The 13,158-nt window shown below is 45.1% G+C and carries 13 protein-coding genes; 12 read left to right on the top strand and 1 reads right to left on the bottom strand.

Annotated elements, in window-relative coordinates:
* The first annotated feature begins 8 nt into the window (after positions 1-8).
* The 12 genes from R7P36_RS15050 (at position 9) to R7P36_RS14995 (ending at position 12,234) form a co-directional block, all read left to right on the top strand.
* Positions 9-1,916 carry a heme lyase CcmF/NrfE family subunit gene (locus R7P36_RS15050; RefSeq protein ID WP_104975450.1) on the top strand — a complete coding sequence of 636 codons (1,908 nt, stop codon included), beginning with the start codon at positions 9-11 and terminating at the stop codon, positions 1,914-1,916.
* Complete coding sequence (locus tag R7P36_RS15045; protein WP_054577026.1) at positions 1,894-2,427, top strand: DsbE family thiol:disulfide interchange protein; 534 nt, start codon at positions 1,894-1,896, stop codon at positions 2,425-2,427. Before R7P36_RS15050 ends, R7P36_RS15045 begins: the two co-directional genes overlap by 23 nt.
* Positions 2,414-2,824, top strand: coding sequence for a heme lyase NrfEFG subunit NrfF (gene nrfF / locus R7P36_RS15040; RefSeq protein WP_085569796.1), 411 nt, complete (start codon positions 2,414-2,416; stop codon positions 2,822-2,824). Before R7P36_RS15045 ends, nrfF begins: the two co-directional genes overlap by 14 nt.
* A 146-nt stretch (positions 2,825-2,970) precedes the next feature.
* Positions 2,971-3,147 carry a hypothetical protein gene (locus tag R7P36_RS15035; protein ID WP_020480909.1) on the top strand — a complete coding sequence of 59 codons (177 nt, stop codon included), beginning with the start codon at positions 2,971-2,973 and terminating at the stop codon, positions 3,145-3,147.
* Positions 3,148-3,418: 271 nt separating this feature from the next.
* The gene (locus R7P36_RS15030) at positions 3,419-4,015 is read left to right on the top strand and encodes a GTP cyclohydrolase II (protein ID WP_025767283.1); all 597 of its coding nucleotides are present in this window, start codon (positions 3,419-3,421) and stop codon (positions 4,013-4,015) included.
* Positions 4,016-4,189: 174 nt separating this feature from the next.
* The gene (locus tag R7P36_RS15025) at positions 4,190-5,452 is read left to right on the top strand and encodes an imelysin family protein (protein ID WP_318122220.1); all 1,263 of its coding nucleotides are present in this window, start codon (positions 4,190-4,192) and stop codon (positions 5,450-5,452) included.
* 92 nt (positions 5,453-5,544) lie between these two features.
* Entirely contained in the window at positions 5,545-6,927 is a 1,383-nt protein-coding gene (locus tag R7P36_RS15020; RefSeq protein ID WP_318122219.1) for a di-heme oxidoredictase family protein, read from the top strand.
* A gap of 10 nt (positions 6,928-6,937) precedes the next feature.
* Positions 6,938-7,975, top strand: coding sequence for an imelysin family protein (locus R7P36_RS15015; RefSeq protein WP_318122218.1), 1,038 nt, complete (start codon positions 6,938-6,940; stop codon positions 7,973-7,975).
* On the top strand, positions 7,956-9,038 hold the full coding sequence (locus tag R7P36_RS15010; RefSeq protein WP_318122217.1) for a DUF1513 domain-containing protein: 1,083 nt from the start codon (positions 7,956-7,958) through the stop codon (positions 9,036-9,038). Before R7P36_RS15015 ends, R7P36_RS15010 begins: the two co-directional genes overlap by 20 nt.
* A gap of 153 nt (positions 9,039-9,191) precedes the next feature.
* Positions 9,192-10,733, top strand: coding sequence for a L,D-transpeptidase family protein (locus R7P36_RS15005; protein WP_005376852.1), 1,542 nt, complete (start codon positions 9,192-9,194; stop codon positions 10,731-10,733).
* Positions 10,734-10,899: 166 nt separating this feature from the next.
* Positions 10,900-11,448: a DUF882 domain-containing protein gene (locus R7P36_RS15000; protein WP_031778936.1), complete on the top strand. Its 549-nt coding sequence runs from the start codon at positions 10,900-10,902 to the stop codon at positions 11,446-11,448.
* Positions 11,449-11,577: 129 nt separating this feature from the next.
* Positions 11,578-12,234: an MBL fold metallo-hydrolase gene (locus R7P36_RS14995; protein ID WP_318122215.1), complete on the top strand. Its 657-nt coding sequence runs from the start codon at positions 11,578-11,580 to the stop codon at positions 12,232-12,234.
* Between the two features lie 18 nt (positions 12,235-12,252).
* Here R7P36_RS14995 and R7P36_RS14990 read toward each other — a convergent pair whose 3' ends face one another.
* Entirely contained in the window at positions 12,253-12,918 is a 666-nt protein-coding gene (locus R7P36_RS14990; protein WP_005376857.1) for a DUF2982 domain-containing protein, read from the bottom strand.
* Positions 12,919-13,158: the final 240 nt, after the last annotated feature.

Genomic DNA, 13,158 nt, shown 5'->3' with positions numbered 1-13,158 from the left:
GGGGAAAAATGGAGGCTGAGCTAGGGTTCTTCTTACTGATATTGGTGGCTGTAACATCGACTTGTGCATCGTTGCTGCATTGGCTACGTCGTGCTATGGGTAAGAAGGCGACATTGCCGCATCAAGTCGCGATGTCCCACATCATTAGCTTAGCTTCCATCATTTGTTTAGCACTTCTGATCGTCTGCTTCGTGCAAGACAACTTCGCGTTGGAATATGTTGTTACGCATTCCAACAGTCAACTTCCCGTGGCGTTCAAAATTGCTGCCGCTTGGGGTGGGCACCAAGGCTCCATGTTGTTTTGGGTCGTCACCTTGAGTTTATGGGCGTCGTTTATTGCATTTAAGTCACCGCTCAACGCCCAATATACTTGTGACTGTTTAGGAATCATGAACGTTCTTATTGCGACATTTGCTTGGTTCACGTTAATGACCTCTAACCCGTTCGAGTATGCCCAAGTATTGGCGTCGGAAGGACGAGATCTAAACCCAATGTTGCAAGATGTTGGGCTTATCATTCATCCACCATTGCTTTATCTCGGTTATGTCGGTTACGCAGCAATATTAGCTTTTGCATTAGCAGCGCTATTGGGTAAACAACCGATGAGCGATTGGTATGTGGTTGCTCGAAGCGCAGCGTTTTTTGCATGGGGAACGCTCACGTTGGGTATCTTGGTGGGATCATGGTGGGCGTACAATGAGCTAGGGTGGGGCGGCTGGTGGTTTTGGGACCCTGTGGAGAACGCTTCTCTACTCCCTTGGCTTACTGGTACTGCTTTGTTGCACAGCGGTGTTGTCGCAACACGTAACAGAGGCGCAATTTGGAGCACCTATGCACTGGCGTTTGCTACGTTCAGCCTAAGCATTTTAGGGACATTCGTGGTGCGCTCTGGCGTGCTGACTTCAGTGCATGCTTTTGCGGTGGACCCAACTAAGGGTTTAGTGCTGCTTGGTGTATTGAGCTTGCTTATCATCATCACTTTTGGCGTATTGATTTTGCGAGGAGAACAACTCCCTCGCTTCAAACTTCAATCTCTAGCGAGCCGAGCTTACACTGCTTACATCGCCAAAGGGCTGCTGGTTATTGCGACTGCTATCGTTTTTCTTGGCACTTTTTATCCGATGGTTTATCAACTGCTCGGTTTAGGGAACATTTCAGTTGGCGCACCTTATTTTAATAGTCTGATCTTCCCATTAAGCATACTGGCTCTGATTTCCTTAGCTTTCACGCCGCTGCTGAAATGGACAAAAGGCACAGTGCCGAGTGTAAGCGCTGATATTGCGATCAGTATTGCGTTATCTCTTGTCTCTGGGATCGGGTTTATCTTCTTAGTGCACGCACTGCATTTCGAAGTATTGCTAACCATAACGTTGGCTACTTGGGTGATTGCGGCGCATCTCGTTATGCTGTTTCGTTGTTCCAATAAGCGCAAACTCATGCCAATCGTGATGGCACATATCGGTTTTGCGCTGGCGGTGAGTGGAGCTGTATTCAACAGTCACTACTCATATGAACACAATTTACGTGTCGAACCCGGCAGTTCTCAACAAAGGGCGGGGATCACTATCGATTATCATGGTATCGAATGGCTGGTGGGGCCAAACTACACCGCTGAACAAGGACAGATCACCTTGCACTTGGAAGATGGCCGCATGCTCAATTTCAACCCGCAAAAGCGTCATTACCCTGTGCGAGTGATGAATATGACCGAGCCTGCGATTCGTTCACTATGGCATGGCGATTATTACGTGACATTGGGTGACAAAGTCGACACTCATGCTTATGCGATTAAAGTTCAGTACCGCGCAGGCATTTGGTGGATATGGTCTGGCGGGCTATTAGCTGTGTTTGGTGCGCTATTAACAGGCCTAAAGAAAAGGAGAGAGGCTATCAATGCGATCGAGAAATACGCTTAAACTCGCAGGTCTCGTTGTGGCTGTTGCCGTGTTTGCTGTAGTTACTGCGGTGGCCTTGTCTGAGCGACCACATGTCGAATTGTCCCCACAACGAAATTTAGAGACACCTAATTTTCGCTCTACTTCTCTGATCTCTGATGACATAGTTTCTGAGCAATTGTTCAAAAGCGACGGATATAAATTATTGAATGTTTGGGCATCTTGGTGCGGGGTATGCAAGCGAGAGCATGAAGAGTTATTGCAGTTAGCAGAACTCGGTGTGCCTATTATTGGGCTGAATTATAGAGATCAAAAACAAGCTGCCCGTGAATATTTGAGCTCTAAACGAAACCCATATATTGAAGTAATTAGTGACCCTAATGGAAAGCTCGCTGTGGAGCTAGGTGTTATAGGAACGCCGGAAACTTACTTGATTGATCAAAATGGTCGTATATTGATCAAATATCGTGGAGAGCTAACGGCAGATAAATGGAACGATATATTTTCAGGATACTTGAATGTTTCGATTTAATAATCTTCTCCTCACTTTAATCCTATTTATACTATTTTCTCCTTTCACGAGAAGTGCGGATTTAGAACAGAATGTTGATCTGTTTGATTTTCATTCTGTTGAAGTGCAACAGCGTGCAACCTCGCTAGCCAAGACATTACGCTGCCCGCAGTGTCAAAACCAAAACCTTGTCGAGTCTAATGCACAGGCGGCCAAAGACCTGAGGTTGAAAGTGTATACGATGGCCAATGAAGGCAGCTCAGATCAAGAAATAAAGGACTATCTAGTTGCTCGTTATGGGAATATTGTTCTGTATCAACCACCATTAAATTATTCCACGGCGCTGTTGTGGATCTTTCCTGTGCTATTTTTGATCTTTTTTGTCTTATATTCGATCCGAATGGTGAAGCGTAATTAATGTGACCGTTATTCCACTATTAAAAATAAATTGTGCACTTCACAAGCAGAATGTTATCATTTTTCCGAATTTATGAAGTTTCCAGTATAAAGAAAATAAAAATTTTGAGCTGGATAAGTAATAAAAGAACGAAATAGGTGCACGCAGTGGATTCAGTTATATTACAACTTAAAAAAGACTTCTATTCGCAGATTCGTGCATTGCAATCACCGAACCTGCCTCAAGTTACTTCAACGCTCGCCGTGTTGACCGACGAGGAAATCCAAGAACTCGAAGCAGTTTGGATTGAACTCGCCGTTTGGAAGCGCAGTCAGACCCATTAAAAGATAGACCAAACGACCTTCTTGAAACCCCAGACAAAATTTGTCTGGGGTTTTTTATTGTAGTTTTTTTAAATTGTTATAATATAACAATTGTTCAGTTGGAGAGTGTTTCTCTTTTGCTGTCTTGAGTGGATAACTGCCCTCAATTGTGATCTCTATATTGCAAAATGCGGTATCAGTCCCCATAGTTGAAGAGCAACGAGTAAATCCCATGAATGCAATAACGAAAACGCATCAAGCGCATCAAGCAATAAATCGAGTGAGTATAGATATGGCGGAAGTACGTGCCAGAGTAGATTTTAAAGTCGGGGCAAAAAGTAACATTGATGCCGAAATTCTGTCTTTCCATGGTCTGAAGACAGACAAAGAGCATGTTGCTATTATCTTTAAACAAGCGGACCAAACTCAGGACATGCCTTTAGTTCGTATGCACTCTGAGTGTTTGACAGGCGATGTGTTCCACTCTTCACGCTGTGACTGTGGTGAGCAACTAGAAGAGACGATCAATCGCATGGGCGAGTCCGGTGGTATCATCTTGTATCTCCGTCAGGAAGGTCGTGGTATTGGTTTGTACAATAAGATCGATGCATACCGCTTACAAAGCCAGGGCATGAACACGTACGAAGCTAACAACCATTTGGGCTTTGATGATGACCTGCGTGATTTCACAGAAGCAGCACAAATGCTAGAAGCTTTAGGCGTGAATAAGATCCGCCTCGTGACGAACAACCCTAAGAAAATTCGTGAGTTATCTGAGTACGGAATTGAAATTGGCGAGGTTGTCAATACCTCTGCACATATCAAAGATGGCAACGAAAATTATCTGAAGGCAAAAGTCTCTCACGGAAAACATGACCTAAAGGTTTAATCTTAAAGATAAAACTGACAATAAAGCCTGTTAAAAACCTCATTTTTATGAGGTTTTTTTGTATCTGGAGTTGCAAATAAATTGTAAATTTGTATTATCTCGAGACTAAAGTGCAAATAAGAATAATTAGCACTACCAATATGATAATTGAAAAGCTCAACAAGGATGCTTCAGATGAATGCAAAAAAAGTTTTAGTCCAATCTATTGCTGCATCACTCCTCATTGCCAGTGGTTCTACCGTTGCTGCTACAGTAACTAAACAACAAGTTGTCGAACATTACGCGGACGTTGCCCATGCTGTGTTTGCTGATTCAGTAACAACAGCGAAAGCGCTGGATGTAAAAATCGACGAATTCCTAAAATCACCATCAGCGAAAAAGCTTGAAGAAGTAAAACAAGCTTGGCTCGATTCTCGCGTTCCTTACCAACAGTCTGAAGTTTTCCGTTTTGGTAACGCGATTGTTGATGATTGGGAAGGTCAGCTGAACGCATGGCCACTTGATGAAGGTTTGATTGACTACGTAGCGGCTGATTACCAATACGAATTGGGTAACGAGGGCGCTGCTGCCAACATCATCGCGAACACTAGCCTACAGATCGGTGCTTCTAAACTGGACGTTTCAAAAATTACGCCAGAATTACTAGCAGATTTAAACGAAGTAGGTGGTTCTGAGGCAAACGTTGCATCAGGTTACCACGCGATTGAATTCTTGCTTTGGGGCCAAGACCTAAACGGCACTAACGCAGGCGCAGGTCAACGCGCTTACACTGATTTCGTTGTGGGTTCTGAGTGTACGAATGGCCATTGTGAGCGTCGTGGAGAGTACCTAAAAGCAGCCGCTGATCTACTGGTTCAAGACCTTGAGTGGATGGAAAAGCAGTGGTCTGCTGAAGTAAAAGGTAACTACCGTGAAGAGCTACTGAACGACTCAGCGGACAATGGTCTACGTAAGATGCTATTCGGCATGGGTTCTCTTTCTCTAGGTGAGCTAGCGGGTGAGCGCATGAAAGTGGCACTAGAAGCGAACTCAACTGAAGACGAGCACGATTGTTTCTCAGACAACACGCATAATTCTCACTACTACAATGAGCAAGGCATCTACAACGTTTACACAGGTACATACAAAGGTGTAAACGGCACAGAACTATCTGGTCCAAGTATTGCTGATCTTGTTGCTCAAAAAGATAAGAAAGCCGCGACCGACATTAAAAAGCAGTTTGATACAACACTTAGCCAAGTTGGTGAGCTAGTGACTTCTGCAGAGAAGAATAACCAGCATTTTGACCAACTTATTGCGGCGGGTAACGCACAAGGCAACGCGCTGGTAAACGACACCATCATGTCGTTGGTAGCGCAAACTGGTGCGATTGAGCGAGCGGCAAACATTGTCGGCATCGACAGCCTAAGCCCTGATACTGCTGACCACGAGTTTTAATAAGAAAACCATAATAAATAAGGGCTCTTTGTGAGCCCTTTTGCCGTTTGAGCTCGTTGTTATCACCCTTGTTGTCTATGTAGAGCAATGATATGAAGCCATACCTAATTTCTGCGCTAGCCGCGATCCTTTCTTCTTCTGCCATGGCTTACGATGTTAAGTCTGGTGGCAAAACCAGTGTTAAAAAAGATGGCGCGAATGCCTATTCTCTTCCTGCTGCCAACCTGCCGATGAGCAAACGCCTAGATTTTAGTGTGGGTAACAGCTTTTTCCGCAACCCTTGGGTACAAGCGCCAGCGTCAACAGACGCTCGTGATGGCCTAGGTCCGCTTTTTAACACCAATGGTTGTCAGAACTGTCACATCAAAGACGGTCGTGGTCATCCGCCAGAGAAAGATGATTTACATGCCGTGTCTATGTTAGTGCGCTTAAGCATTCCTGCGATGACGCCAGAACAAAAGAAAGCCTACATCAAAGGCGGTGGCATACCTGAGCCGACTTATGGTGGTCAGCTTCAAGATTTCGCCCTGCAGGATCAAACGCCAGAAGGCAAAATCGAAATCACTTACACCGATGTCCCAGTGAAATTTAAAGACGGTACGACGGTGACGCTAAGAAAACCTCATTTGAACATTACCGATCTGGGTTACGGCGATATGCACCCTGATACCGAGTTCTCAGCACGCGTGGCACCGCCAATGATCGGCCTTGGTTTGTTAGAGAGTATTCCCGACGAAACGCTACTTGCTTGGGCTGATGAACAAGATGCCGACAAAGACGGTATCTCAGGCAAAGTCAATAAGGTGTGGGATATTGAGAAGGACGACTTCTCGATTGGTCGTTTTGGCTGGAAAGCAGGACAACCGACGCTAATGCAGCAAAATGCAGCAGCATTTAATGGTGATGTGGGTCTTACGAGCCATTTATTCCCAAATGAAAACTGTACCTCGAAACAAAGCATTTGTGACGACATGCCAAATGGCGGCAAACCAGAAGTGAGTGAAAATATTCTCGACTTCGTAGAGTTTTACAGCCAGCACTTAGCTGTACCTATTCGCCGTAATGTCAATGACCCTAACGTGAAACTTGGTCAGCAAATCTTTGCTGCGTCTGGCTGTGAAAGCTGCCACAAGACCAGTGTTAAAACGGCGAAACGACCAGAGTTACCAGCGCTTTCTGAGCAGCTTATCCACCCATACACCGACATGCTTTTGCATGACATGGGTGAAGGCTTAGCCGATAACCGTCCGGAATACCTAGCAAACGGCCGCGAGTGGCGAACAGCACCGCTATGGGGCATTGGTTATACCGAAGAAGTAAACGCACATACTTACTTTCTACATGATGGCCGCGCTCGTAACCTGATGGAAGCGGTGTTGTGGCACGGCGGCGAAGCTGAAACGGCGAAACAAAACGTCTTAGCACTGAACAAAAAAGAACGTGACGCATTGATTGCGTTTCTGAATTCTCTATAAGGAAGCAACCATGAAAAAAACACTATTAGTGAGTGCGATTGCCGCAACGTTAAGTTTGGTTGGTTGCCAATCGACCATCGGTTCGAGCGTTGCCAAGCCTGAGAGTACAAGTCATATTTCTCAAAGCGTGTACGAGGTGGAGTTTCAATCAGCTCAGACGTTTTTAGCGCAAACCACAGAACTTGAACAACGCTTCGCAGATTACTGCGCATCAGAGTCGAAAGATGATGCACAAGTAAAACAGCAGTGGCATCAAACGATGCTGGCGTGGATGGCATTACAAGGTCAAGAACGTGGCCCTGCTACGGCGTTGGAGCAAAGCTGGAATGTTCAGTTTTGGCCAGATAAAAAGAACACTACTGGTCGTAAAATGTCTGTATTGACGAAATCTGGCCAAGCTTGGAGTGCAGAAGATATTTCCACCCAAAGTGTCACCGTGCAAGGTTTAGGGGCTCTGGAATGGCTGCTTTACGATAAAGCGTCGACCCTATCTAGCAACAGCAATACCTGTGCGACAGGCATTTCGATTGCAGAAAACCTCGATAACAAAGCGCAGATCATCGCGGATTCTTGGGCAGAAAACCCTTGGAAATCGCTAGAGATGACAGAATGGGAATCTGAGTACATTTCACTGCTTTCTAATCAGCTTGAATACAGCATGAAGAAGTTGAGTCGCCCATTGGCGAAGATTGGCAAGCCTCGCCCTTATTTCTCAGAATCGTGGCGTTCAGAGACGTCGCTTTCGAACTTGAAAGCGAACCTTACCGCAATGGAAGCACTCTATTTTGCCGACGGTAACGGGCTAGATGCGCTATTAAGAGAACAAGGTCATGCGGATTTAGCTGATCGTGTTGTTCATCAGTTCGAGATGGCGTTAGATACATGGCCGGAAGATAAGAGCTTGTTTGCCGCACTACAAACAAAAGAAGGCTATCGCATGGTGCTCTCTCAATACAATAAGCTAGAGCAATTGAAGTACCTGATTCACGAAGAGGTGGCGATCGAGCTTGGCGTGGTTATAGGATTTAATGCAACCGATGGTGACTGATCAAACCCGCCGAAACTTACTGAAAGCTGCTCTATTCGGGGCAGCTACACCTATGATGCCATTTGGTTGTGCCTCAACAAGCTCACGTGAGCCTGCGTTGATCGGCTGCTCTATCATTGGCAGAGATAAATATGCAGCGGTGGTGGCGGATGAGCATGGTATGCCGCTATCTTCATTGCCGATTCCTGAGCGTGGTCACGGTGTGGCAACCAACCAACAAGGCCACGCCGTAGTTTTTGGTCGTCGACCAGGTACTTTCTTCATGGTATTTGATTATCGCTCAGAGCAGATGATCAAACTGCAACTAGCAAAATCAAATCGTCATTTCTATGGGCATGGCGTTTACTCCCACGATGGCACGTTGCTATTTGCCACAGAAGGGGAGAGGGGGACAAGTCGTGGGATCATTGGTGTTTATGATGTGCAGAAGCAATATCAAAAAATCGATGAGTTAACGGGTTTTGGTCTTGGTCCTCATGAAGTGATCATGATGCCTGATGGCGCATTAGCGATTGGCGTCGGTGGCGTACACACCAACGGCCGTGAACCTCTCAATCTTGATAGCATGAGACCGAGTCTGAGTTACCTTTCACAGGAAGGGGAGCTATTGGATCAAGTGTCTTTACCGGATCATAAGTTGAGTATTCGCCATTTAGCTCATGATGGTGCGGAAACCGTGCTTTGTGGTCAGCAATATCGTGGTGAGCCGGACGATTATCCAGCCTTGATCGCCATGCACACGCGTGGTGGTGAAATGCAAGATCTTCAAGCTGAGCCTGAAGAGTGGGCGCGTTTCAATCACTACGTTGCGAGTATTGCAGCAACCGATGAATGGATCTTAGCCACTTCGCCTCCGGGCAGTTGTTATGGTATATGGTCTAAATCTACGGGCAAATTGGTAGAGCTAAGTGCGTTACCAGACGCCTCTGGTGTTGTGGTCTATGGCGATGAGTTCCGAGTCAGCTCTGGGGCGGGAAAAGTGGTGGAGCAAAGACCAGAGGAGTCAAAAAGTACCTTCGCAAGCGGAGTGCAATGGGACAACCATTGGTCGAGAATTATCTAGAAAGATCATTGAGTAATTACTTATAGAGAGTTTTGTTGTCGTTTTCGGCATCAGATTCTTAATTTTAAACCTGCAAGCTGTGAGATATTTGCCATACTTTTTATTATGGCAAGTAGCGCAAGGATCATTTCAGTGTTTGCTAGGTTTTTAATCATGACGGCACTTCTGGTGCCGTTTTGCAGCTTTTCCACCGTCGTTTCTCTCGAAGCTTCAGCGCAAGTCGAGCAAGAGGGAGCGGTACAAAAGCTGTCTGTAGAAAAAATGATCCATTATCCAGAGGTGATTGATCAACTGTATCAAAGCACCAATTACCGTTTGAACTGGGAAAATGAAAGTGATATTGAGCAGTTTCTTTTTCAAGTAAACCTGGTTGCACTTGCGGATGTCACCGATGAATTCGAAAATCAACTTCACCGGATAAACCAAGTAAGGTGGCAGGGAGATAATCTCGACTTCGATTTAGTGATGACAGATTCACTCTTGATGTACCTTAGTTATCTTGAGCAACTCCCCGAAGAAGGGATTAATTGGCTATTTACAGACAAAGCCCATGTTACGTTACCCGCTCCTAGCATCGATACTTTATCGGTTCTGAGTAATGAGATTACGGTTGGCAAACTTGGTCAGTTTTTGGCAAGTCTCCGGTCTCCATTACAAACAGATGATGCTTTCTACTCCGCCTATTCTTCGCTATCGGAACATTCTCAGTACCAATATCCTGCCTATCAACAAACTGGGCTAGCACGTGTTGGCGATATATTAGAAAACAGACCCCTATTGATTGAGCGAATGGAGATCGTAGGCGTAGATGTTTCTTACTTGGATTTAGTCACTGAAGAATATGACGAACAATTAGAGCTTGCGATAAAAGAGTTCCAGCGTATTCATGGTTTGAAAGAAGATGGCGTTATCGGCCCGAATACCATTCGATGGATCAACTTTTCTCCTCAAGAGCGATTGCATCTGCTGGCGTTGAATTCTGAGCGTTCAAGAATTTGGTCGAAAGAAAGGGATAATGTTGTCTTTGTTAACGTGCCTGGATACGAAGTCACGTATTGGCATGACGGTCAACCCTTGTTTGAGTCTAAAGTTGTGGTAGGGAGAGCATCAAGAAAAACGCCCATCATGTCGGTAGCACTGGATTCAGTCATTCTCAACCCAACTTGGAACGTGCCTTGGACTATCATGGTTAAAGACATTATTCCTAAAGTAAAACGTAATCCGATGTATTTGATTAACCATAACATTCAAATCATTCGGTCTTGGACTTCGAACGAAATTATTGACCCTACAACCATCAATTGGGCAACGGTGAATCCGAGAACATTTCCTTATCGTATGCGACAGGCGTCAGGCTTACAAAATGCACTGGGATTGTACAAGTTCAATATGCCTAACCCACAAGCTATTTATTTGCATGACACGCCAAGTAAGAACTTGTTTGAACAGGACAGACGCGCATTCAGCTCAGGATGTGTTCGTGTAGAACATGCAGACCAGTTAGCAGAACTTCTGTTCAAAACTCAGGGGTTGGAAGAACGTTTAGCGAAAAAGCGAGAAAGTTCTCGTCGGTCTAACACGTCAGTTCCTTTGGGAGAGCGCATTCAAGTACACATCATTTATCAAACAGCATGGTTGGAAGAGGGAACGCTTTACTACCGTGATGATATCTATAAGTACGATCACCGCAGTTGAAATCTTTAAGGAAAATTTACAAAACGAAGAATTCTCTTTTCGTTCAATAATTAAGCAATAATTGCTGCATCTGAAAATCAAGATGGAGCGTTTTATGCATTTGACGTGACAAATGTGTTTGGTTAATGTCCACGACTTGTCTAGTTGTTGAGCACTGTATTTTGAAATGGTAAGTCGTAACTTTTCCCGCCGAGATTTCCTTAAAATGACCGCTGGTGGTGTGGTGTTGGCGTCTGCCCTGCCATCATTTTCTTGGGCTTCACTCCCTGACGAGCCACGTGCGCTGGCGATGAACAATCTTAATACTGGAGAGATCCTCGAAACATGCTATTTCGATGGAAAACGATACATTAATGATGAACTTCAAAGGCTGAATGAGTTTTGTCGAGACCATCGACGAAATGAGGTTCATCCCATGGATAGACGCTTGTTCGATCAAATAAGTCAAATTCAAAAGTTAATTGGTACAGAAGCAGAGGTGATCGTCATTTCAGGTTACCGTTCTCCTGCCACTAACGCCTCGCTGCGCAACGGGTCTTCTCGTGTAGCGAAAAAGAGCATGCACATGGAAGGAAAGGCCATTGATTTCCGTTTAGACGGCGTGAAGCTTTCAACGGTTCGTGATGCTGCATTAAGCCTAAAAGCCGGTGGCGTGGGTTATTATCCAGGCAGTAACTTTGTTCATATCGATACGGGTGCTGTTCGTTCCTGGTAGTGCCAGTTGAGACAAGGTTTCTAGTCTCAGAACGTCGTCGATTACCCACAGTTCAAAGCTTGAAGTCGCTAGGCCTTAGTGTCATAGTTGCGGCAGTTTTCACGCAAATTTATTCGGTATAGGTTATCTATGGCTCTGAAATACCAAGTTGTTCCAGTAACATCTTTCTCTCAAAACTGTTCTATTGTCTGGTGTGACGAAACCATGAAAGGCATTGTGGTTGACCCAGGCGGCGATGAAAAGCAGCTCGCTATGCTTATCAAAGAGTTGGGTGTTGACGTGGTAAACCTAGTGCTAACACACGGTCACTTGGACCACGTAGGTGGCACGGAGCCGCTGTCTGCACTGCTTGGCGGTACAGAGATTGTTGGTCCTCACAAGGCAGATAACTTCTGGTTGCAAGGTTTGGAAGGTCAGAGCCAAATGTTTGGTTTCCCGCTGACAGAAGCGTTTGAACCGCACCAATGGCTAAATGAGGGTGACACTGTCACTTTCGGTAATCAAGTGCTGAACGTATTCCACACACCTGGTCATACACCTGGTCACGTTGTGCTTTACAGTGAAGAAGCGCGTTTAGCGTTTGTGGGTGACGTTTTGTTTAACGGTAGCATTGGTCGAACTGACTTCCCACAAGGTGATTTCAATATGTTGATTAGCTCTATCAAAGAGAAATTGTGGCCTTTAGGCAATGATGTCACGTTTGTCCCTGGTCACGGCCCTCAATCGACTTTCGGTCATGAGCGTAAAACTAACCCGTTCGTTGCTGACGAGATGCCGCTTTACTAAAAGTGCGTGTACTAAGCATTATTCTGGCTCGGCGGCAGCTAAGTATCGCCGAGTCAGTCCCACAAAATCCTCAGCCTCACGATCTAGATCACTTGCTGATATAAATAGATCGTAGCCGTAGAAACCTCTCTGATACTTCATCCGGTTGGCGAGCATCGCTAACAAACCTTTGTACTCAATCCCATCTCTGTTTATATACGGTTTAGGGTCAAGCACCATATCCTCAAACTTATCTTCACACTGATTTTGTTTCGCGCCTAAGTAAAGCAGTGCTCGCTGGCTGAGGAGAATTTCTGTCGCTATACGAGGGCAGATTGAATTTAAGTAGGGTGAGTAGTGTTTTAGACGAATACCGATCCAAGGTAGCGGTTGGTGCCACCCTTCCTGTTGGTAGCTACAAATACCGATTGACTCAATATTTCGCCATCGGACGACCCAACCTCCTTTAAAAAGGTGTTGCTGAAAGTGAGAAGCTGTCAGCGTAAAAGTGACTTGGCTTTTCTTAATCATCAAGATGGCGAAACCAACGATTGCAGACATCAAAATGACCGACAACATGGCTTGCTTCCATCCCGGAGAAATGGCAACCAAAAACAAAGTGATGAGTGCAACGAGCAACAAAAGTATTCTGTTGATAGGGGAGTCGGGTTTGAAATGTGAATTTGTTAGGTGCAGCGTTTCCATGCTTATAACCTCATCGAATACTTGTCCAAAAATAAGTGGGTAGCTTTATGTGCATTGATTTGCATTCAAAATAAAACAAACCTCTGTTTTTATACCCAGTATTCAATAAATCCGTTCATAAAATATCTGATTAAATAGTAGACGTTCTATGCTTTGAGCGCATTTTTCATCGCGTTTCGCCGCTAAAACCTACAAATTGCTTGTGAATTTTGGTATAAAACGCGCTTCAAATTTTCATCC

It is taken from the genome of Vibrio sp. 397 (assembly GCF_033339395.1).
Classification (GTDB): Bacteria; Pseudomonadota; Gammaproteobacteria; order Enterobacterales; family Vibrionaceae; genus Vibrio; species Vibrio alginolyticus.
This window is presented reverse-complemented; position numbering and strand designations above follow the sequence as displayed.

Coding starts and splice junctions, on each gene's coding strand:
- R7P36_RS15050 (WP_104975450.1), top strand. CDS start 9: ATGGAGGCTGAGCTAGGGTTCTTCTTACTGATATTGGTGGCTGTAACA.
- R7P36_RS15045 (WP_054577026.1), top strand. CDS start 1,894: ATGCGATCGAGAAATACGCTTAAACTCGCAGGTCTCGTTGTGGCTGTT.
- nrfF (WP_085569796.1), top strand. CDS start 2,414: ATGTTTCGATTTAATAATCTTCTCCTCACTTTAATCCTATTTATACTA.
- R7P36_RS15030 (WP_025767283.1), top strand. CDS start 3,419: ATGGCGGAAGTACGTGCCAGAGTAGATTTTAAAGTCGGGGCAAAAAGT.
- R7P36_RS15025 (WP_318122220.1), top strand. CDS start 4,190: ATGAATGCAAAAAAAGTTTTAGTCCAATCTATTGCTGCATCACTCCTC.
- R7P36_RS15020 (WP_318122219.1), top strand. CDS start 5,545: ATGAAGCCATACCTAATTTCTGCGCTAGCCGCGATCCTTTCTTCTTCT.
- R7P36_RS15015 (WP_318122218.1), top strand. CDS start 6,938: ATGAAAAAAACACTATTAGTGAGTGCGATTGCCGCAACGTTAAGTTTG.
- R7P36_RS15010 (WP_318122217.1), top strand. CDS start 7,956: ATGCAACCGATGGTGACTGATCAAACCCGCCGAAACTTACTGAAAGCT.
- R7P36_RS15005 (WP_005376852.1), top strand. CDS start 9,192: ATGACGGCACTTCTGGTGCCGTTTTGCAGCTTTTCCACCGTCGTTTCT.
- R7P36_RS15000 (WP_031778936.1), top strand. CDS start 10,900: ATGGTAAGTCGTAACTTTTCCCGCCGAGATTTCCTTAAAATGACCGCT.
- R7P36_RS14995 (WP_318122215.1), top strand. CDS start 11,578: ATGGCTCTGAAATACCAAGTTGTTCCAGTAACATCTTTCTCTCAAAAC.
- R7P36_RS14990 (WP_005376857.1), bottom strand. CDS start 12,918: ATGGAAACGCTGCACCTAACAAATTCACATTTCAAACCCGACTCCCCT.